We start from the raw sequence: 20,189 nt of genomic DNA, 5'->3' as shown, positions 1-20,189 counted from the left end.
TATATATTGCATCATATACTTCATTACATACTTATTATCTGTTTATCATATACTTATTAATTAAATTGTTCAATCTTTAATTTCGATACGAATCATTTAAACTTAACTTTCTTAATAATACTGTTTGAAATTCTCTTACCCACAGAAATGCGTGATTTAATCATAAAATCATCAATGCCAATCATTTTAACAATATCTTTACTAGTAGAAAATTCTACAAATTCTGGATTTAAAGCAAAATCTATAAATTCATCTCCATCATTTAAAAATTCATAAACCTTGTCTGTGATAAACTTATCTATCTTAAACCTCTTAACATAATAAAAATTATCAACTTTATTTAGATAAATTATAGAAAATACTTGATCTTTAGAATTATTGATATCATACACTAAAATATTCACATTATTCTTATCAATGAATGTTTTATCTTCAATATTTTTTAAAACATAAGAATTTTTCTTAAATATCAATATTTTATCATAATAGCTAGCATTACCAATAAATTCACCATCAATAAGACTAGTCCCAACAAAACCTGACTTTAAGTTCAAATAAACCTTCATATTCTTAGTAGCTATTTCTTTAACATTTTTTGACTTAATAAGGGATATTTCCGTTTTTCTACTATAAACTTTGGAATATTTTGCAAGCAGAGTATCAATAAAATTTATTGAAAAACCTCTAATTGATTTAATATTACTCTCTACACTTTTTAATTCTTTACTTAAAGTTCGAATATGTTTGTTATTTTTATCAATATCAAACATACTGATCTTTCTAATAGGAATTTTAAGTAAATTTTCAATATCATCTAAAACAATCTCTCTATACAAAAAACTATCTTTATATTTTAAAATTTCACTAAGAACAATATTAATAACATCGGATTCTTTAGAAATAGTCTCAAGAATTTTATAAATCTTCTTTTCAATAAACATTTGTTCCAGAGTCTTAGAAAATATTTTTTCAAGTATTTTATTTCTCTCCAATTCAAGTTCCATTTTTAAAACTTTTTGCAAATGCTCAGCATGAAACTTGATAATATCTGTAACAGTATAGATAACAGGATATCTATCACTCAATAAAAGCAAATTAACAGAAATAGAAACTTGACAATTTGTATAATGATACAATTTTTCAATAACTTCACTTGCATAAACTCCTCTTGGCAGGGTTAATTCAATCTCCACATTTTCGGTAGTAAAATCATTAATACTTGAAACTTTAATATAATTTTTCCGAATAGCTCTTTCAATTGAAGCTATCAAACTCTCAGTAGTCTCTCCAAATGGCAATTCTTTTATTAAAATGGCCTTATTATCATCTGTAGGTTCAATCCTTGCACGAACCAAAACTTTTCCATTTCCATCAGCATACTCATTAACATCAACTATTCCACCAGTTGGAAAATCAGGATAAATTTCATAAGACTCTCCAAGCAACTCACTTTTAACAGCACTTAAAATCTCATTAAAATTATGAGGAAGAATTTTAGCAGACATGCCAACAGCTATTCCTTCACTTCCCTGAATAAGTATTACAGGAATCTTAGCAGGAAAAATTAAAGGTTCATCATTGCGACCATCATAAGAAGGTTCATAAGAGGTTATTTCCTTGCTATAAAGCACCTCAAACGCTAAAGGGGTTAATCGACATTCAATATAACGCGATGCAGAAGCAGGATCTCCTGTTAAAAGATTACCAAAATTTCCTTGCTTTTCAATAAATAAATCCTTATTTGCCATATTAACAAGTGCTTCATAAATTGAAGTATCACCATGGGGATGATATTTCATTGTATTTCCAACAACATTCGCAACTTTATGAAAATTGCCATCATTCATCTCAAAAAGAGAATGTATGATTCGTCTCTGCACAGGCTTAAATCCATCAATAACACTAGCAATTGCACGATCTTTAATAACATAAGATGAATACTGTAAAAAATTATCCTTAAGTAATGTTTTAATATCCATTAAATTAAATTCTCCATAATAAAATTTCGCCTCTCTGGAGTATTTGGTCCCATATAAAACCCTAAGTTCTCTTTTATTTCCTTAATATTGACAAGATCTACTTTTGTAAGTCTAATATTAGAAACATCAATAAAACTCCTAAACTCACTTGGAGAAATTTCTCCAAGTCCTTTAAATCTTGTAATTTCAGGATTTTTAAGTTCACGAATAGCTTTTTGCTTCTCTTCTTCAAAATAACAGTAAATAGTAGAACTTTTATTCCTTACTCTAAAGAGTGGTGTCTCTAAAATATACATATGTCCATTCAAAACTAAATCTTCAAAATAAGTTAAGAAAAATGTTAAAAGCAAATTTCTAATATGAAAACCATCAAAATCTGCATCTGTAGCAATGACTATTTTATTATATCTCAAATTTTCAATTGATTCTTCAATACCAAGAGCCACCATCATATTATATAGTTCTTCATTTTTATATATTTCAGACTTATTTTTTTCAAACATGTTTTGTGGCTTCCCACGAAGAGAAAATATAGCCTGTGTATATACATCTCTACAAGACACCATTGACCCTGTTGCAGAATCTCCTTCTGTTAAGAAGATCATAGTCGAATCAGAATGCATACTCTTTTCATTAAAATGAAATTTACAATCTTTAAGTTTAGGAATTTTAAAAGATATTTTCTTTGCTCTCTCTTTTGCCTCTTTGCGTACACTACTTAATTCTTTTCTAAGACGCTCATTATCAATAACTTTATTTTCAATTGCCTTTGCAAGGGTCTTATCCTTATAAAGAATTTCCAAAATTATCCTTTGTACTTCTTTAGCAACACTGCTTCTAGTTTCAATATTACCAAGCTTATTTTTAGTCTGACTTTCAAATATTGGGTCTCTTATCTTAACTGAAAGTGTAGCTATAAGTCCTTCTCTAATATCAGTCGATGAATATGTTTTTTTTAGAAAATCATTAATGGCTCTAGCAAAACCTTCTCTAAATCCTGTTTGATGGGTACCTCCATCACTAGTATATTGTCCATTTACAAACGAAAAATATGTCTCACCATAATTATTTGTATGAGAGAAGGCAAATTCTAAAGTCTTACTGGAATAATAAACAAAATCATAAAGTAAGTCTTCACCTTTAATCTCAGCATTTATAAAATCAAGAAGTCCATTATCAGATTGAAAAATTTGATAATTATAATTAATTTTTAAACCTTTATTTAAACAAGCATAATGAAAGAATCTTCTTCGTAAAAAATCTTCACTATATTTATATTTACCAAAAATCTCTCTATCAGCTAAAAATTCAATATAAGTGCCATTTTGCTCATTCGACTTGCCTTCTGTAGTATTAATTAAATTCCCTTTTGAAAAAATTGCCTCAAAGAAATTTCCATCTCTTATTGACCTTACTAAAAACTTTGAGCTTAAAGCATTAACCGCTTTAGTTCCAACTCCATTAAGTCCTACAGAAAATTGGAAAACATCATCATTATACTTAGCACCAGTATTAATAACAGAAACACTCTCTACAACTTTTCCAAGAGGAATTCCACGACCATAATCTCTTACACTAATGATATCATTTTCTTTTTTTATTAAAATTTCTTTGCCATGACCCATAATAAATTCATCAATTGAATTATCAATAATCTCTTTAACTAAAATATAAATACCATCATCAATATTAGAACCATCTCCCAATCTCCCAATATACATTCCAGATCGTAACCTAATATGCTCAAGGGAAGATAAGGTAACAATCTTACTTTCATCATAACTATTTGTCTTCATTTAAATTCCTATCAACATTATATTGAACTTTCATCTTTCCTAATTTTTTAATTATCTTATCTTTAACAATAATATGAAGTCGCGCCTTATCATCATCTGTCAAATTAGAAACATCTATTAAAGAATGAACATGTACATATACGGATAATCCTGAATTCAATATCAAATTTTTAACAAAAACCTTATGTGTATTAAACAAAGTCACAGGAATAATTGGAGAATTTGTTCTTAAAGCCAGATTAACAGAACCTCTTTTAAAATCTCTTGTCCTACCACCTCGATTTCTAGTTCCTTCAGGAAAAATTCCAATAGCGCCACCTTCTTGAATAACTTTAGCTGCTTTCCTTTGAGTAATAGCAGAAGATTTTATACTATTCCTATTTATAAAAATAGATCCCATAGAAATTAATAGAAAATTAATTAACGGAATTTTTAAAAGGGATTTCTTAGCAACTATCACAAAAGGTTTCATAAAGACATAAATTAAAAAAAGTGGATCCATTGAAGCAATATGATTTGCCATAATGACTACACCATCCTCAGGCAAAGAACAATCATCATCTTTTGTAAGAATAACTTTAATTCCAGCAAACCACAAACTGATCTTAATAACAAATCTAACTAATATAAAACTAAATTTTATAAAATAATTTTCAAACCTAAAAATCTTAAAAATTAAAAATACTGGAAATAAAACAGTAAAAACCAAAACGAAGAAAAAAAAATTAATATAAGTAACAATACTTCTTAATATTTTCATAAAATTTAACCTAATTTTTCTATCCTTTCAAGTTTCAATTTCTGCCCCTTTACCAAACTTAATTCATCTTTTAAAATTTTAATAGGATTAAGGAGAATTGTAGAAAACTTTTGTTTCTGGACTATTCTCTCACTATACTCAATAATAAAGGCTTCACTTATCTTATTTTCATCCATGCTAATTTCATACTCAAGCACCAAATTATTATTTAGACTAAAAACATTAAAAATTCCATAATAAATGTTATCTCCAACAATATAAGTAAGATTAGGATAAGAAAAATCATAAATGATATCCTTACACACATAATTACCACTTGGAATAAACAAAGAATTTTTAGCATCCTCGACTAAAACAGAATCATTAAATCGCTTAAAAACACCTGAGAATCCATATTTATCATAAGCATCTGTTCCAGTATCAATTTTTATCTCAATATTATCAATATCAATAATTTTAATCCAAAAATTATATACTATTAAATCTGAAAAAATAGACTTGGTACTGATATTAAGAATATTATAAGCAGGTCTTGAGATATACTCAATGTGTGCAATTTCTTGAGAATTGTTTTTAAAAATACTAATTTCATTAAGATGCCTATTAAATGATAAAAATAAAGCATCCTCAAAATTTGACTTCCTTAAACGTTGATGTGAATTACTATCATACCAAACACCATATAAAAATTTATAAACTTCTTCTTTGGGTAAATTTTTTAAAGTTTTATATACATCATTATCTATCCACCTGACTTTCTCACTAGCAGATAAAGGATAATATTTACCTTGCAATTGAGAATACTCATACTTTTCTATTTTACTTACTATCATATCCTCACCCTGCTTCTCATACCTTTCCAAAGAAATAGAATAACTCTCCCTTGACTTTTTATCATCATAAGCTGAAGATCTATCATACTTATTTATAATAATACTTCCATTCACCTTATCAAAAAATATAGGTCTATACGAGGCCACATCATTAGCAACTGATCTTTGAAAGATATACAAAACAGAATCTTCATCCAAAAAACCTTGGATTACTATATCAAAATTATAATCACCAGTAATATCTTCAAGATACATATTGTAAGAATTTTTAGAATCAATATTTACTTGGGTTTTAAAAAGAACGACTGCTTCATGACTCTTTGGATCAAAACCAATAATAAATAAATAAGTTTTAAGATCTGCAAAATTTTGTGCTAAAACCACTTGTTCAAAATAAACATCCAAATTTAAATTCTCCTGATGAACTGACAAAATTTTGTAACCCTTAAGGTCAATCAAAGAACCAAAGACATCTTCTCCAGTATCTCCACTTAAATCTGTATCGGAATAACTTATTTCACTATTTTTTTTCATCTCTTTATTAAAGATAATAAAATCTTTACTGCTTTCAACACAAGAGAACAAAGTCACAAAAAGAAATATAATCCATTTTTTTAAACACATATTACATGATTTTTATCTATACCAACAACAACTTAAATGTCTAAACATACTAATTGCTGGTCTTTAAACTAAAATCCTGTAAAGAAAAGAATGCTTCATTAAAATTTTCCTTAAAATTATTTTTATTCAAAATATAATCCAACACTAACTTATTATTTGCCTGATAAAGGATATCAAGCATACGATCTTCTTTAATTAAATTATCAGAATTAACAGAATCATTAACACTTGAACTGAAAGAAAATAAATAAACTCGCTGATCTGCTAAAAAGGGCTTAGACCACTGACCTTCTTTCAAATCAAAGATAACATCATAAAAATTTTTACTATTGCTAAAAACTGACAGTTCCCTTAAAGTACTAGGATAAATATTCATATTATACGCAAGATTAACAACATCTTCTTTCAATACCAAATTATGTTTTTTAAAAACTTGTTGCGGTCCATCCAAATTAACTTCAGTTAGAATATCATTAAGCTTTTTTTCAAGAAAAGTCTCAATAAAACTAGGTTCATAAGTTTCTATATAGTTTCTAACAGAACTAATATCATGCTCTGAATTTTTATCAAAATCACCAATATTGCTCAATGCTTTGTATATATCATATCCATTTCCATTTTTAGATTTAATAGGACTAGTAAATTCATTCACCTTCAAAGAAAAAATTACAGCAAGATCTTCCTTTTTCTCAAGGATAAGATCCAAATCAAAATAATACTTCTTAGAAGATGCAATACCTTTAAAATTAGTAACATCTTCGGAATAAAGTTTAGCAACTTCTTCAAAAGGCATACCTTTAGACAATTTCTCATAAGCAACACCAGCATCGCTTAAATTTTTAAAACGAATAGAAACAATATCTAAACTCTTAAATAATTTTTGATTCTGCTCAGCATAAGAAATCAACTCATCTTTTGGAAAATCCTGGTATGAGAGTGAAACATATGCAATATTGCGTCTAATTTCATTCATACTTTTAATAGCATTAAGAAGAGAACCTGGCAATATGAAGCTGCTGCTTAACAAAACCTGTATGTTTGAAGAGAGTAAATTGTCTACTGTTTCATTATGAATCTTAAACTTCTGATAATCAGAAACCTTATTGTATCTCTTGGGACTAAAATTACCACTAGAGTCTAAGTACACAGAAGAATTCATTAAATTCTTATTCAAAATATTTTTTGAAACATAGAAACTATTAGTCTTTGCTAAATCAATAAAGGCAATATCTTCAACATATTTCATAAAAGCCAAGTTCCAAATAAAATATTCTATATCAAGACTATTGTTTTTTTTCAATTTAGAATAAAAATTTGAGTAAGATTTAACATATTGAGCAAATTTATTGTCTTTTTCATAATAAAGTGGTTGTCCCTTGTAAGATCCAAATTTTAAACTAGATGAATCAGTAGTATCAAATAAACCTGGCATTAAGGGTGCAATAATAAACCCAAATACAATTAAGATAAGTGCTAAAAGCCCCCATATTCCAACTTTTTTATCATTAAAACCAACTTTGGATATAACTTCTTTTGCTTGATTTACTCTCTTACGCATAAAAACAACCTTTGTAATTTAAATAAAATAACATTTTAGATATTAAAATAGCATAATTAACATATTATTTCAATTAAAATATTTATATCAAAAAGCATTTTTGGTATCATAAATGTACGTAAAATGTTTTTGGAAATTGAAGAGGATCCCTACAACTTAATAATGAAAAATATGGTAAAAGACAATGTGTATGAATAATGAATTTAATATCAAAATAAATCAAGAAGAGTTTAATAGGCTTACCAAAATAATTTATAATAATTTCGGTATTAATCTTAACGACAAAAAAAAATTGTTAATTGAAAGTCGATTATCATCAATAATTAGAGCAAAAAATTTGAACAATTTTACAGAATATATTAATTACTTAAAAAAACAAAACAATCAAATATCTTTAATAGAACTAGTGGATAAAATATCAACAAATCACACTTATTTTTTTAGAGAACCTAACCATTTTGAATTTCTTGAGAAGAAATTGTTACCCAAAATGCTTAAACAAATGGCTCAATCAAGAGAAGAAGAAATTAGAATATGGTCAGCTGGATGCTCAAGTGGAGAAGAAGCATACACAATTGCAATGATATTAAATGAATACATAAACAACAACAAAATTCACTGCAAAGCAAAAATATTAGCAACAGATATTTCCATTACTGTTCTTAATGAAGCTAAAATGGGAATTTATTTTGAAGATCGGGTAAAAACACTCCCCAATCATCTAAAAATCAAATATTTAAATAAGCTTACAAATAACAAATTCGAAGTCAAAGATATACTAAAAAAAATGATTCAATTTAAAAAGTTGAATCTAATGAATGAAATTTTCCCATTCAAGAAAAAATTTGATTTAATCTTTTGCAGAAATGTAATGATTTATTTTGATGAAAAAACTAGAAATAAACTTGCTGAAAAATTTACTCAACATTTAAAAGATGACTCTTATTTGCTCATTGGTCATTCAGAAACAATTAGAGAAAATAAAAATTTAAAATACATCATGCCAGCAACATATAAAAAAATTAACTAAGTAAAACAAGTGAAAATTGTTTTATTCATAACTTAAATCATATCTTTTTAAGTCAGATTTACTTTTTCTCCCACTTTAACAAAATAAAGTAACTCACCTATTGTTGCAACATGATCCCCTACTCTTTCTAAAAAACTATTTAAAAATAATATATTTAAAAGATAATCTAAATTCTCCGGATCATTTTTCATCGCATCAATTACAATCGTTTTTTGCTTTGAAAATAATTTATCTATAATGTTATCATACTTTACTATTTTAAGTATTTTAACAAAATCTCCATCAAAATACGCATCAAAAATATTCGCAAGCATATCTTTTGCTGTGTCTGCCATCTCCCTTAAAGGCTTTTGATAAATATCAACCGAAGAAAAATCACCTACATTAGATTCTAAAAGAAGTACGACCTTTACAATTTTAGTAGAATGATCCGCAATACGCTCAAGAGAACTGATTATTTTAATAATTGCCAAAATCTCTCTAAGTTCAGTAGCAACAGGATGTTCAGTAGCAATTATTCGTCCACATAAATCCTCAATATCATATTGATAATCATCTATCATTTTCTCATCCTCATTGATAATCTTTTTAGCCAAATTTTTGTCTCTAGATTCCAAAGCTATTAATGAGTTTTCTATGATTTTAAGAACACACTCCTTCATATCCCAAAGATAATCTTTAATAACTTCAAGTTGTTTAGTAAGTCTACGTCTAATCATACCAAATTCTCCTAAAAAAACCGTTTTAAAAATAAAAATCTCAATTTAGAAAGCTCATAATAACTACTAAAAGGATAACTATCAATAACTCTCTTATAATAACTAATAGACTTTATAAAATCTTTATATTTGCTCTCAGTCTCATATAGTTTGCCCAATAAATAGTTATATCTATCTGGAAACCTTGAATTTAAATACTTTGAATAGTATAGAAAACTTAAATTCAAAAAAAATTCATATTCGCCATTCATTAACAAAAATTCAAGAATATCAAGATAAGTATTCTCATCAAAATCAATATTATTTTCTACTAAAAATCTAACATCTCTTAATACATTTTCCACCTTACTTAATTTAATTCCAAGCTCAATCAGATTTAAAAAAATTTTATTAAAGTATATATCTCTTAAACTCAAGTAATTTAAGTAAGAATTCAGATAATCTCCACTCTTATAATAAAGCTCGGCTTTTAATAAAGTATATTCACTATCATCAAAATCATATTTATTAAGTAATGCAATTGCTCCTTTATAGTCATTAATATAAGATAAATTTAAAGCTCTCTTCATAATGTCTCTCAAGTTTAAATTATTATTACTCTTATCAGTTTTAATAACCTTATCTAAACTTAAATTATATTCGGGATTCATTTCATTCAATTTGGAAGATTCTTCCCTCTTAGCAATTTTTAAAATCACATTTTTAGTAAAATCCCTAGAATCCTTAACATTTTGATATTTAAAAGTCAATATAATAATCCCAACATTCTTTGAAGTTTGAAAAGTAAACATAGCTCCATTTTGATAGGATTCTGCTAAAAGTCTGATGAAAGCATTATTTTTAACATTTTTAATATAAATCCAAGTAGCATCTTTAAAAAAAAAATTAAATTTTGAATTAGTATTTACCAAAAATTCTTGCTTCTCGCTACTAAAATCAAGCTCATAAGTACTATATCGATTTTCAAAAGCTAAAGAAGGTATAATGTTAATAATAAAAAATAAAAAACTACAATAAATAAAACATTCTTTACTCACTTATAATTTTCCAAAATTTTATCAACTAATGATTCATTTTCTTTCTCTAAATCAATATTAAACAAATTATCTGACTTTACCCAAAGACTCTTAAGAAGCTCTTCACTAATTGACTGATGATGCATTACACTATCTCCTAACTTACCATCAGGAAGATTAGGCTTGGGAAAGAAAAAATCATCCATATTTAGACTAGAATTTAAATCAAAATAAAAATCTTCTATATTAAGTAATTTTAATTTTTGATTTAAATGTTCTTCTGTATTACTGCGAGTCTTCTCAATCATTCTATATGAATAAAAATAAGTAAGAAAAGAAACAATAATCGATAAAAATATCAAAATTAAAAAATATTTTTGAAAATGAAATTTTTTCTCTCTCATAATAAATTCCCTAATATACTTAACAAATTATATATTAAATATTACGCTTTCTCCATTATCACTAGTAACACCGATTAAATTTTTACTTCCTTGAGCAACATACATATTATGAGTTATTATAAATAATTGAACTCTTTGACCAAGTTCTTTTAAAAGTACTGATAGTTTATTACTATTTTCAAAATCAAGAAAAGCATCTATTTCATCAAGAATACAAAATGAAGCAGGGGAATAATAATACAAAGCAAATAAAAATGCTATGCTAATTAAAGAATGTTCACCCCCAGAAAGCATTTTATTTCCCTTTGCTAATTTATCTTTAAAGTCTATTTTGATTTCTATCTCACCTGAATCCTTACTATAAAAAAGACTCCCATTGCCCTTAAACATTCGATTAAAAAAATAAACAAAATGATTATTAATCTCATTAAAAGCATCATTAAATCTTTTATCAATTTCCCTTTTTATTTTTTTTCTCAGCTTATTTAAAGATTCCTTAGTTGAATTTAAATCATTTATTTGTAAACTTATTCTCTCAACCTTTTCTTTTATTTCATTATATTCTCTTTCAACATTAAAAAAAATATAATTATTATGTTCAATCATATTAATTTCTTTTTGTAAAGCATCTATTTTGCTCATATCTTCTGTAAATTCAAATTTTTCTAAATTTTTATTAACAAGATTAAAATCTTTTATCTCATCTGCAATATCTAAACTAGAATTAAATAAAATGTCATATTCTGCCTGTTTTTTCATATATTCATAATAAGATGAATTTTTAAAAGCATCTAACAAATTTAAAGAATTAATCTTATTACTAGCAACTAATTCACTACCCTTAGCTTCACTTAAAAATTTATCCAAATTAACATTAATATCACTTCTTTCCAAACTTAATTCATCTAATTTTAAGTTCAAATTATTAAGTCTTTCTCTAAGTTCATCCCTAGTTTCAAATAAAAATTTTAAATTACTATCTATCAATTTAATCTCATCTTCATTCTTAAGCCTAGAAAGCTCTGTATATTCAATTTCTCCTAATATCTCGTTTAATTTTGCCGTTTTATTCGACACAAGCCCCTCAATAGTAGTGATTTCCTTTGCAAGACTAGTCTTAGAATTATTTTTTGCAAGCAAAAATTTCCTTAAATCAATATTCTGCTCAAAAATAGGTTCAATTTTTTCCTTTAATAAATTCAAAAGCTTATCTTCTTTGACTATATACTTAAGTAAATTTTCCCTAATCTCTTTAATATATTTTATACTTAAAGTATCCTCAAAAAATTTTAAAGAATTCAAAATATTTTTCTTTAGCAGTTCAAATTCTTCTATGTTACTCTCCTTAGAAATTGATAAAACTAAATCAACAAGTTCAAAAAAACTTCTAGTATACCTATTTATTTCATCAGTAACAGTGAAAAAATCTTTCTTCTTAGATTGAAGTGAATTATTTAAATCCATTAACTCTTCATTTATGCCCAACTTTACCGATTCAATTTGCATTTTATTGCTCATAAAAATATCTGCCAAGTTCAATTTTCCTTTTCTGTCATGTTCTAATTTTTGAACCTTGATCTCTATTTCAAGCAATTTGGATTTTAAAGTTTCAATTTCTTTCTTAATTACCTCAATGTTCTTAATAACATTTTTTTCTCTAAAAGAATAAAACTCTAATTTTTCCCTAACACTTTCAATAGAAAAGCTATTTAAAGATAAAATCTTATCTATATCCTTAATATCCAATTTGCTCTTAAGTTCATTTAACTCAAAATTAATATTAAAGAGTTTTTTTAATCTTAAATTCTTCTCCAATATCTCTAAATCAGTTTTTAATTTTTGATACTTACCCTTAAGAAAAAAATCATTTTTGATCTTCTCATATTTTTCATTCAATTCATCTCTTAAAGTCCAAAGAGAATTCAAATTTTCTTTGGACTTTTCCAATCTCTTATATGCCTGTTCTTCTTCAACTCTAAGCATATCTATTCCACTCGCCTCTTCTATTAAAGATTTCAAATTAACATTTCCACTTGAAGAAATTTTTTCAATTTTACCTTGATTAATAAACATATAAGGTGAATTCTTTAGCCTTAACTTATTGATAAGACTTTCATAACTTTTAAGATTTAAAGTATCATTATTCAAAAAATATTCACTTGTACCATCTTTATAAAGCCTTCTTCTAATGTAAAATCTATCTCTAAAATCACTCACAGATAAATCTTCATTATTAAAAAAAAGAGTTATTTCAGCAAAGTTAGATTCTCCAGACTTAGCAGCAGAAATCAAATCTGTTATATATTTAACTCTTAAAACACTTAAATTATCTTCCCCTATACAAAAACGAATTGCATCTAACAAATTACTTTTCCCACAACCATTAGGCCCAACAATAAAATTTAAACTACTATTTAATTTTAATTCCTGCATTTTAACAAAAGATTTAAAACCTAAAAGTCCTATTTTTTCTAAAAACAAAGTCACTCCCAATTAAAATATAAATAAAATTAATTTACTAAGAATAATTCCATATTATAATAAATAGTGATGATTTGTGGAATTGATGAAGTTGGACGAGGTTGTATCTTTGGACCTGTTTTAAGTGCAGCTGTTATTTTTAAAGGAAATCCCAAATTTTTAAATGCACTAGATGATTCAAAAAAACTTAACAAAGCAAAAAGAGAATACTTATCATCATTAATACTCGAAAATTCATATTATGCATTTGCAGAAGTACCTAATGACATTATTGATAAAATCAATATTCATCATGCTTCGCTCCTTGCAATGCAGATTGCATATGAAAAATTAAACACAGACTGTGATTTAGTACTTGTGGACGGAAAATTTATGCCAAAAATAAAAGCTAAAAAAATCCAAGCAATAATTAAAGGAGATTCTATAATTAATGAGATAAAAGCAGCATCAATCATTGCAAAAGTACAAAGAGACAAATTGATGGATGAATACGATAAAATTTATCCTCTATATGCACTTAAAAAAAACAAAGGATATCCAACAAAAGAACATAAAGATGCAATAAAAAAATATGGAATTTTAAGACTTCACAGAAGAAGCTTTCAACTCATTTAAATAAAATTTTAATTATTCTCATCTCTAGATTTGTCTGAAAAACGATAATTCCTGCCAAAACTAAGATTACCGTTTTTCCTCCTTTCTCTGTGTCGATCAAAATCATTATGATATTCCCCTTTTGTAACCGAATTCTTAGAAATTTTTTTCTTAACCACAGAAATAGCTCTTAATAAATTTGACTCAAATTCTTCAATATTTTCTTCATAAACAAAAACTGAATGTCTCTCAAAATCTCCATTAACATTTCTCTTACTCTCTACAATATTCAAAAAATAATCGCCCTTTCTATTTTCTTTGACATTAAAAAAATAAGTTCTATCAGAATTTGTAAATAACTTATCAGAATATACTTCCCCTCTCTCGCCCATTAAGTCCTCCACACAAAAAGTCTTTATATTATATCAACCCACACAAAAGTTAACATAATTGTACTTACTAAATAAAAAAAATACTAGCCAAAATTAATAATAAAATTAATTGACATAAAGTATACTTTTTTTATAAAATCAACTCTGTTCTTTATGCGTCCTTCGTATAATGGTTAATTACCTTAGCCTTCCAAGCTAATGATGTCGGTTCGATTCCGATAGGACGCTTTTTAAATAATACTTTAAACAAATGTGTATTCTAATGCATAACATCTAACGCATAACAATATTGGAGATGGCGGGAATTGAACCCGCGTCCTAAAAATAATATCATAAATATCTACAAGCTTAGCTAGTGTTTTTTTAAAAAGTAACAAGGTTTGGAAAAACTAGCAAACCGCCAAATTACTCTCAAGTTTAAAAGTCCCTAAAAATCAACTTGAAATATTTTTAAGCAAGCTTTGATGTCTTGAAAGAGTATAAGCTGAACCTCAAAGCAAAATTCAACAAAACTCTCTGCTAATTTAAGCAGCCATTACAAAATTTGAACTTGTAAAGTTATTATTTTTTGCATTTATTAAAAAAGTTTTAAGAGATTCCCTCTGCTTGCAATTTACGCTACTAAAGTTTTTAGTCAAATCCAAAACATCCCCTGATCATACTTTAAAGAAAAAGTATAACATAAATGCACCTAAAAGGCAAAACAATCCTATTTGCAAAACAACATCTAAAAGCTTATAATGGTCCTAATATATTCAACATATATTAATAAAAATAAAATAATAAATGATGCAAGGAGTCCTTTTGAATAACGAAATTTTATGGTTCATTATGTTAATCTGTACTTATTCAATTTTAATTATTATATACAAATTTTTTGGAAAAAAAGGATTGTTTGCATGGGTAACATCATCTGTCATTATCGCAAATATTCAAGTTTTAAAGCAAATCACAATATTTGGATTTAATGCAACACTTGGTAATATCATTTATGCTTCATCATATGTTGCAACAGATATTTTATCAGAATTTTATGGTCGAAAAATTTCAAAAAAAGCAGTTTATATTGGATTTATAAGTTTCATAATTTTTGCATTCATCACAAATATTCAACTTTATTTCTCAACAAGTAGTTCTGATATATATTTAAAAAACCTAGAAAGCATTTTTTCTTCAATTCCAATTCTATTAATTGCATCAATTATCGCATACATCATATCTCAATTAAATGACATATACCTATACCAATTTATTAAAAATAAATTCCCAAAATTCTTATTTATAAGAAGCAACGGCTCAACATTAGTAAGCGAGCTAATAGATACAATAATCTTTGTAAGTATTGCAACATATTTTAATATATTCCCAAAAGAAGCTTATTTAGATATAGTAATTTCCACATATTTCATTAAAGGATTTGCAGGCATACTAGGAACTCCTTTCATTTACATTGCAAAATGTGTATATCAAAACAAAAAAAATTCAATATAACAGCAATATTCCTTTAACTATTGCCTATCAATCTATGTTATAATTAATGATATGATGGATATGATTTTATGGACTACCTTACTAGTATTTGTATACCTACAATTAACATTATTATACTATCTATTTGGAAAATCGGGTCTTTTTTGTTTTAACATCATTATGACAATACTTTCAAATCTCATTATATTGAAAAAAGTATTTATATTCGAACAGCAAATAAGCCTAGTAGGAATAATATTTCTATCAATTCTTTGCTCATTAAACCTAATTACAGAAAAATACAATGATAAATTAGCAATAGAGTCAACAACATTAAACATGTTTATACATATAACTTTTGTAATAATGATTCATTTTACATTATATTTTCAACAAAATGAATTTGATACTTCTAATATACATTTAAAAGTATTGTTTAACAATGCTTCCTATACTGCAATAATTTTCACTGGAACATACATTATATTTTTATGTAATTATGTTAACATAAAAATATATTCTACATTACAAAAGAACAACATAACCAATAAATTGATAAATCATAATTTGTCAAGATTATGTTCCTCATGTATAGCTTATATATTAGCTAACATCTCAATGCATGTAATAATACAATTATATCCTGGCAATAATATCAACATGGTAGAAAGCTCATGGATTTTTACTATCACAATCATGATAATTGATACTTTTATCTATTATTTTTTAAATGCTTTGAAAGTCAGAAAAACTTAAATTTTTCAATAGCTTGATACAATTTTTCTATAATAATCAAGTTTTAAAACCAATTTTTCATCTTCATTCAACAAATATTTAATAAAACTTTTCCTTAAACAACTAATCAATGAATAAAAGAATATTAAAATGACTACAAAAAGATTATAACTTTGAGTAAACCCATACATTGGAATTTTTAAATACAAATCAGCATTTTATAAGACTGTATTACTAAATCCTGTTAATTCTGTTCCAAAAAATATTGCCATTTTAATATCAATTGGAAAATCCTCAAAAAATACAGCCTTATTATCTAACGATGTAGTTACTATTTCATATCCATTACCCTTAAGATTATCAAATGCAGACCTAACATATTTATATTTAATTATATCTATCCATTTTGAAGCTCCAAAAACAATCCCTGAATTTAAAGTATATTTATTATTGATCTCAACAATATGAATATTACTAAGTCCCAAAATTTCAATCGTACGCATCGTTATACTTGCATTTTGAGGCTGAAAAATACCTTCAAGTGCAAGTGTCAAATAATTTGTGCGATTACTTAACACTTAATCTATTCTCTCTAGCCTTTTTTACGTGATAAACTCAAATAAAACTCCTATTCTCTTCAAGAGACCATTACTCACAAAATACAATTTTATATAAAAAATAATAAAATCCAATTCAAATGTTAAAAAACAATTTATTTTTTATATAATATAAAAATGGAAGTAAAGATAGAAGAATCTTGGAAAAAAATGTTAAAAAGCGAATTTTGCAAAAGCTATTTCAAAAGACTTGTAAATTTCATAAAAAACGAATATAAAACTAAAAAGGGCAAAATATTTCCACCCCCAAAATTAATATTTAATGCATTTGATTCTTTACCATTTAAAGATATAAAAATAGTAATACTTGGACAAGATCCGTATCATGGCAAAGGACAAGCCAATGGTTTAGCCTTTTCTGTTAATTTAAATATTAAAATACCTCCATCACTACAAAATATTTTTAAAGAAATAGAGAGAAGTTTAAAAATTAAAACTATTCCAAATGGAGATCTAACACGATGGGCAACACAAGGCGTATTTTTACTAAATTCAATATTAACAGTAGAAGAAGGACGTCCATCATCTCACAAGGACATTGGCTGGGAAATTTTTACAAATGAAGTAATAAAAATTATTTCAAAAAATCTAAATAATGTTGTGTTTATGTTATGGGGTAATTTTGCAAGAGGAAAAAAAGAATTAATAGATGCATCAAAACATTTAATTCTTGAAACAAGCCACCCCTCCCCTTATTCTGCACATAACGGTTTTTTAGGTTCAAATCATTTTAGTCAAACTTTAAAATATCTAAAAGAACACAATAAAATTTCAATAGACTTTCAATAGAATAATTTGCCCAATATTTGATTTTCAATAGCCTATCAGACAAGTTATTCTAACTTAAATATTATTTTTATTATTTTTCTTTCTTTAAAAGATCTTCATTGACAACATCTTCATTTTGATTTGTATCATCATTCCAAAAAGTTGAACTTTTTTCATTTGTCTTAACGTCCTTTAACAAACTGTTATCAACTCTTTTGGTATTAATAAAAGACAATGCTATCACAAAAATAAAGAAAAGCATAATAAAAAATGTTGTAATCCTTATCGCAATATTTGAAGATTTTGCTCCAAAAATAGAAGAACTACCACCTCCAAATACGCCTCCAATACTATCACCTTGTTCATCTTGAAATAAGACTAACAAAACAATCATAAATGAAGTAATAATAAAAAAGACAAAGATTAAAAATCTAAATAATTCCAAAATAAACCCCTCTATTTAGCCACTTTATTAACTATATTCAAAAATGAATCGGCCTTTAAAGATGCACCACCAATCAATGCTCCATCAATGTCACTCTCACCCATAAGGCCTTCCACATTATTAATGTTAACAGAACCACCATACTGAATAATAATGTTATTTGCCGCTGTAGCTGAATACAATGATTCAATCTCATGCCTAATTGCTCTGTGAACTTCTTGAGCCTCTTCTTTTGTTGCTGTCTTCCCAGTTCCAATTGCCCATACAGGTTCATAAGCTAAAATTATTCGTTTAAGATCAAATTCAGACACAGAAATTAATCCTTTTCTAATCTGATTTAAAACAACATCCAAAGTTTTATTATTTTCTCTCTCCTCAAGAGTTTCCCCAATACAAAAAATCAAATATTTAAATGGATGTTTAAGTCCTGCAAGAATTTTTTTATTTACTACTTCATCAGTATCCCCAAGATAAGTTCTACATTCAGAATGCCCAAGTATTACGTAATCGACCCCAAATTCCAAAAGCATAGAAGGCGAAATTTCACTTGTTCTTGCTCCACTATCCTCATAAGACATATTTTGAGCACCAAGAAGAACATTACTTCCTCTAGTAACTTCACAAACTTTACAAAGAGATGTAAATGTGGGTGTTATCATAACCACAATATCATCCTTAATATTTTTAACTCCGTCTACAATTTGTTTAGCAACACCTGCAGCTTCCACACTTGTATAGTGCATTTTCCAGTTTCCCGCTAAAAATATCTTTCTCATTTTACTTCTCCAACACTTTTATACCTGGTAAAATTTTTCCCTCAAGATATTCAAGAGAAGCGCCACCCCCTGTTGAAACATGAGTTATCTTTTCAGATAAATTAAATTTATTCACAGCAGCCACTGAATCTCCTCCACCAACAACCGTAATTCCAGAACAACTTGCAACATATTCTGCAACCTTTGCTGTACCTTTAGAAAAAGCATTAAATTCAAAGACCCCAAGAGGCCCATTCCAAATCACAGTTTTCGCACTAACAAGAACTTCTTCAATTTTTCTTAAAGTTTTTTCACCAATATCCATACCAATCTTATCATTAGGGATATTAACAGAATCAACATACTCGGGAATAGAATATTCCATAAATTCACTTGCAACAACATGATCAAGTGGTAAAATAACTTTTACATCTAATTCTTTTGCCTTTTTCAAAAAAGATGAAGCCACATCAATATATTCATTCTCTAAAAGAGACTTTCCAATAGAATACCCTTCTACCTTTAAAAAGGTATATGCCATTCCACCACCAATTACCATTACATTTGATTTTGGCAAAAGAGATTCCAGTACTGCAATTTTTGAAGAAACTTTTGAACCGCCAATTATTGCAACAAATGGACTTTCAGGATTTCTTAAAATTTTGCCCAAAAATTCATCTTCTTTTTCCATTAAAAACCCACCAACAGCTGGTAAATAAGTTGCAAGTCCTGCTGTAGAAGCATGTGCCCTATGAGCAGTTCCAAAAGCATCATTTACAAAAATATCACCATTTTGAGATAATTTTTTTACAAAAGCATCACAATTGTCTTCTTCTTCCTTATAAAATCTTAAATTCTCAAGTAAAACAATATCTCCATTTTTCATACAAGAAACAGTGGTTGCTACTTCATCACCGATGCAATCAGGTAGCATCTTAACATCTTGTCCTAATAGTTCTGACAACCTTTTAGCAACAGGCATAAGAGAATATTTAAGATTTTTCTCTCCCTTTGGCCTACCCAAATGACTCATAAGAATAACTTTGGCTCCTTGAGACTTAAGATACTCTATTGTAGGTAATGCAGCCCTAATTCTGGTATCATCAGTAATGTTTTCTTCTTTTAAGGGAACATTAAAATCACATCTTACTAAAGCACGCTTACCTGAAAAGTCACAATCCTTTATCGTTTTTATTGACATTTATAACTACCT

General features: G+C 26.9%; 19 protein-coding genes, 1 tRNA gene, 1 other RNA gene and 1 pseudogene. 6 read left to right on the top strand and 16 right to left on the bottom strand.

Going from position 1 to position 20,189, the window contains the following annotated elements; genetic code table 11:
- Window positions 1–92 precede the first annotated feature (92 nt).
- The 5 genes from QMG63_RS04270 to QMG63_RS04250 are packed head-to-tail and all read right to left on the bottom strand — an operon-like array spanning window position 93 to window position 7,550.
- Window positions 93–1,979, bottom strand: a complete 1,887-nt coding sequence (locus QMG63_RS04270; RefSeq protein WP_281861981.1) for a DNA topoisomerase IV subunit A — start codon at window positions 1,977–1,979, stop codon at window positions 93–95.
- Complete coding sequence (locus QMG63_RS04265) at window positions 1,979–3,775, bottom strand: DNA topoisomerase IV subunit B (protein ID WP_281861980.1); 1,797 nt, start codon at window positions 3,773–3,775, stop codon at window positions 1,979–1,981. The genes QMG63_RS04270 and QMG63_RS04265 overlap by 1 nt, the downstream gene beginning before the upstream one ends.
- Window positions 3,762–4,535: a lysophospholipid acyltransferase family protein gene (locus QMG63_RS04260; RefSeq protein ID WP_281861979.1), complete on the bottom strand. Its 774-nt coding sequence runs from the start codon at window positions 4,533–4,535 to the stop codon at window positions 3,762–3,764. The genes QMG63_RS04265 and QMG63_RS04260 overlap by 14 nt, the downstream gene beginning before the upstream one ends.
- Window positions 4,536–4,540: 5 nt before the next feature.
- Window positions 4,541–5,992, bottom strand: coding sequence for a pallilysin-related adhesin (locus QMG63_RS04255; RefSeq protein ID WP_281861978.1), 1,452 nt, complete (start codon window positions 5,990–5,992; stop codon window positions 4,541–4,543).
- 49 nt (window positions 5,993–6,041) lie between these two features.
- Window positions 6,042–7,550 (bottom strand): peptidylprolyl isomerase, encoded by a 1,509-nt coding sequence (locus tag QMG63_RS04250; protein WP_281861976.1) that lies wholly within the window; start codon window positions 7,548–7,550, stop codon window positions 6,042–6,044.
- A 184-nt stretch (window positions 7,551–7,734) separates the two neighbouring features.
- Here QMG63_RS04250 and QMG63_RS04245 point away from each other — a divergent pair, with 184 nt between their 5' ends.
- Window positions 7,735–8,580, top strand: coding sequence for a CheR family methyltransferase (locus QMG63_RS04245; RefSeq protein WP_425592805.1), 846 nt, complete (start codon window positions 7,735–7,737; stop codon window positions 8,578–8,580).
- Window positions 8,581–8,627: 47 nt separating this feature from the next.
- Here the strand turns inward: QMG63_RS04245 and phoU are convergent, their stop codons facing one another.
- The 4 genes from phoU to QMG63_RS04225 are packed head-to-tail and all read right to left on the bottom strand — an operon-like array spanning window position 8,628 to window position 13,200.
- Window positions 8,628–9,299: a phosphate signaling complex protein PhoU gene (gene phoU / locus QMG63_RS04240; RefSeq protein ID WP_281861973.1), complete on the bottom strand. Its 672-nt coding sequence runs from the start codon at window positions 9,297–9,299 to the stop codon at window positions 8,628–8,630.
- An 11-nt stretch (window positions 9,300–9,310) separates the two neighbouring features.
- Window positions 9,311–10,336 (bottom strand): tetratricopeptide repeat protein, encoded by a 1,026-nt coding sequence (locus QMG63_RS04235; protein WP_281861971.1) that lies wholly within the window; start codon window positions 10,334–10,336, stop codon window positions 9,311–9,313.
- On the bottom strand, window positions 10,333–10,719 hold the full coding sequence (locus QMG63_RS04230) for a hypothetical protein (protein WP_281861970.1): 387 nt from the start codon (window positions 10,717–10,719) through the stop codon (window positions 10,333–10,335). Before QMG63_RS04230 ends, QMG63_RS04235 begins: the two co-directional genes overlap by 4 nt.
- A 27-nt stretch (window positions 10,720–10,746) precedes the next feature.
- Window positions 10,747–13,200 carry an AAA family ATPase gene (locus QMG63_RS04225; protein ID WP_281861969.1) on the bottom strand — a complete coding sequence of 818 codons (2,454 nt, stop codon included), beginning with the start codon at window positions 13,198–13,200 and terminating at the stop codon, window positions 10,747–10,749.
- 69 nt (window positions 13,201–13,269) lie between these two features.
- Here QMG63_RS04225 and QMG63_RS04220 point away from each other — a divergent pair, with 69 nt between their 5' ends.
- Window positions 13,270–13,815, top strand: a complete 546-nt coding sequence (locus QMG63_RS04220) for a ribonuclease HII (RefSeq protein ID WP_281861967.1) — start codon at window positions 13,270–13,272, stop codon at window positions 13,813–13,815.
- A gap of 8 nt (window positions 13,816–13,823) precedes the next feature.
- Here QMG63_RS04220 and QMG63_RS04215 read toward each other — a convergent pair whose 3' ends face one another.
- Window positions 13,824–14,186, bottom strand: coding sequence for a DUF3276 family protein (locus tag QMG63_RS04215; RefSeq protein ID WP_281861964.1), 363 nt, complete (start codon window positions 14,184–14,186; stop codon window positions 13,824–13,826).
- Between the two features lie 155 nt (window positions 14,187–14,341).
- On the opposite strand from QMG63_RS04215, the gene QMG63_RS04210 reads away from it, so the two are divergent.
- A tRNA-Gly gene (locus QMG63_RS04210) sits at window positions 14,342–14,414 on the top strand.
- Window positions 14,415–14,473: 59 nt separating this feature from the next.
- Here QMG63_RS04210 and ssrA read toward each other — a convergent pair.
- Window positions 14,474–14,839: a transfer-messenger RNA gene (gene ssrA / locus QMG63_RS04205) on the bottom strand.
- 151 nt (window positions 14,840–14,990) lie between these two features.
- Between ssrA and QMG63_RS04200 the strand changes: the two genes are divergently transcribed.
- Window positions 14,991–15,677 (top strand): queuosine precursor transporter, encoded by a 687-nt coding sequence (locus tag QMG63_RS04200; RefSeq protein WP_281861962.1) that lies wholly within the window; start codon window positions 14,991–14,993, stop codon window positions 15,675–15,677.
- Between the two features lie 116 nt (window positions 15,678–15,793).
- Here the strand turns inward: QMG63_RS04200 and QMG63_RS04195 are convergent, their stop codons facing one another.
- A complete protein-coding gene (locus QMG63_RS04195) occupies window positions 15,794–15,997 on the bottom strand; it encodes a hypothetical protein (protein WP_281862131.1) in 204 nt (67 codons plus the stop codon).
- Here QMG63_RS04195 and QMG63_RS04190 point away from each other — a divergent pair.
- Window positions 15,909–16,412, top strand: coding sequence for a VUT family protein (locus QMG63_RS04190; RefSeq protein ID WP_281862126.1), 504 nt, complete (start codon window positions 15,909–15,911; stop codon window positions 16,410–16,412). The two genes, QMG63_RS04195 and QMG63_RS04190, sit on opposite strands and share 89 nt — an antisense overlap.
- Before the next feature lie 5 nt (window positions 16,413–16,417).
- Here QMG63_RS04190 and QMG63_RS04185 read toward each other — a convergent pair.
- Window positions 16,418–17,047: pseudogene (locus tag QMG63_RS04185) on the bottom strand (TrmH family RNA methyltransferase).
- A gap of 78 nt (window positions 17,048–17,125) precedes the next feature.
- Here QMG63_RS04185 and ung point away from each other — a divergent pair.
- Entirely contained in the window at window positions 17,126–17,797 is a 672-nt protein-coding gene (gene ung, locus QMG63_RS04180; protein ID WP_281861960.1) for a uracil-DNA glycosylase, read from the top strand.
- A gap of 70 nt (window positions 17,798–17,867) precedes the next feature.
- On the opposite strand, the gene secG is transcribed toward ung, so the two are convergent.
- Genes secG through QMG63_RS04165 form a run of 3 tightly spaced genes read right to left on the bottom strand, consistent with a single transcriptional unit; the run spans window position 17,868 to window position 20,177 of the window.
- Window positions 17,868–18,221: a preprotein translocase subunit SecG gene (gene secG / locus QMG63_RS04175; RefSeq protein ID WP_281861959.1), complete on the bottom strand. Its 354-nt coding sequence runs from the start codon at window positions 18,219–18,221 to the stop codon at window positions 17,868–17,870.
- 11 nt (window positions 18,222–18,232) lie between these two features.
- Complete coding sequence (gene tpiA, locus QMG63_RS04170) at window positions 18,233–18,997, bottom strand: triose-phosphate isomerase (RefSeq protein WP_281861958.1); 765 nt, start codon at window positions 18,995–18,997, stop codon at window positions 18,233–18,235.
- A gap of 1 nt (window position 18,998) precedes the next feature.
- Window positions 18,999–20,177 carry a phosphoglycerate kinase gene (locus QMG63_RS04165; protein ID WP_281861957.1) on the bottom strand — a complete coding sequence of 393 codons (1,179 nt, stop codon included), beginning with the start codon at window positions 20,175–20,177 and terminating at the stop codon, window positions 18,999–19,001.
- Window positions 20,178–20,189: the final 12 nt, after the last annotated feature.

Origin of the sequence: Candidatus Borrelia fainii (assembly GCF_027925085.1) — a bacterium.
In the GTDB taxonomy this organism is placed as follows: domain Bacteria; phylum Spirochaetota; class Spirochaetia; order Borreliales; family Borreliaceae; genus Borrelia; species Borrelia turicatae.
Note: the sequence above shows the minus strand (reverse complement) of the source record. Positions and strands in the feature narration are given on the sequence as shown.

Bases quoted from the DNA above. Each gene is read 5' to 3' on its own strand.
- QMG63_RS04270 (WP_281861981.1), bottom strand. From the start codon at position 1,979: ATGGATATTAAAACATTACTTAAGGATAATTTTTTACAGTATTCATCT.
- QMG63_RS04265 (WP_281861980.1), bottom strand. From the start codon at position 3,775: ATGAAGACAAATAGTTATGATGAAAGTAAGATTGTTACCTTATCTTCC.
- QMG63_RS04260 (WP_281861979.1), bottom strand. From the start codon at position 4,535: ATGAAAATATTAAGAAGTATTGTTACTTATATTAATTTTTTTTTCTTC.
- QMG63_RS04255 (WP_281861978.1), bottom strand. From the start codon at position 5,992: ATGTGTTTAAAAAAATGGATTATATTTCTTTTTGTGACTTTGTTCTCT.
- QMG63_RS04250 (WP_281861976.1), bottom strand. From the start codon at position 7,550: ATGCGTAAGAGAGTAAATCAAGCAAAAGAAGTTATATCCAAAGTTGGT.
- QMG63_RS04245 (WP_425592805.1), top strand. From the start codon at position 7,735: ATGTGTATGAATAATGAATTTAATATCAAAATAAATCAAGAAGAGTTT.
- phoU (WP_281861973.1), bottom strand. From the start codon at position 9,299: ATGATTAGACGTAGACTTACTAAACAACTTGAAGTTATTAAAGATTAT.
- QMG63_RS04230 (WP_281861970.1), bottom strand. From the start codon at position 10,719: ATGAGAGAGAAAAAATTTCATTTTCAAAAATATTTTTTAATTTTGATA.
- QMG63_RS04220 (WP_281861967.1), top strand. From the start codon at position 13,270: ATGATTTGTGGAATTGATGAAGTTGGACGAGGTTGTATCTTTGGACCT.
- QMG63_RS04215 (WP_281861964.1), bottom strand. From the start codon at position 14,186: ATGGGCGAGAGAGGGGAAGTATATTCTGATAAGTTATTTACAAATTCT.
- QMG63_RS04195 (WP_281862131.1), bottom strand. From the start codon at position 15,997: ATGTTTAATGTTGTTGACTCTATTGCTAATTTATCATTGTATTTTTCT.
- ung (WP_281861960.1), top strand. From the start codon at position 17,126: ATGGAAGTAAAGATAGAAGAATCTTGGAAAAAAATGTTAAAAAGCGAA.
- tpiA (WP_281861958.1), bottom strand. From the start codon at position 18,997: ATGAGAAAGATATTTTTAGCGGGAAACTGGAAAATGCACTATACAAGT.
- QMG63_RS04165 (WP_281861957.1), bottom strand. From the start codon at position 20,177: ATGTCAATAAAAACGATAAAGGATTGTGACTTTTCAGGTAAGCGTGCT.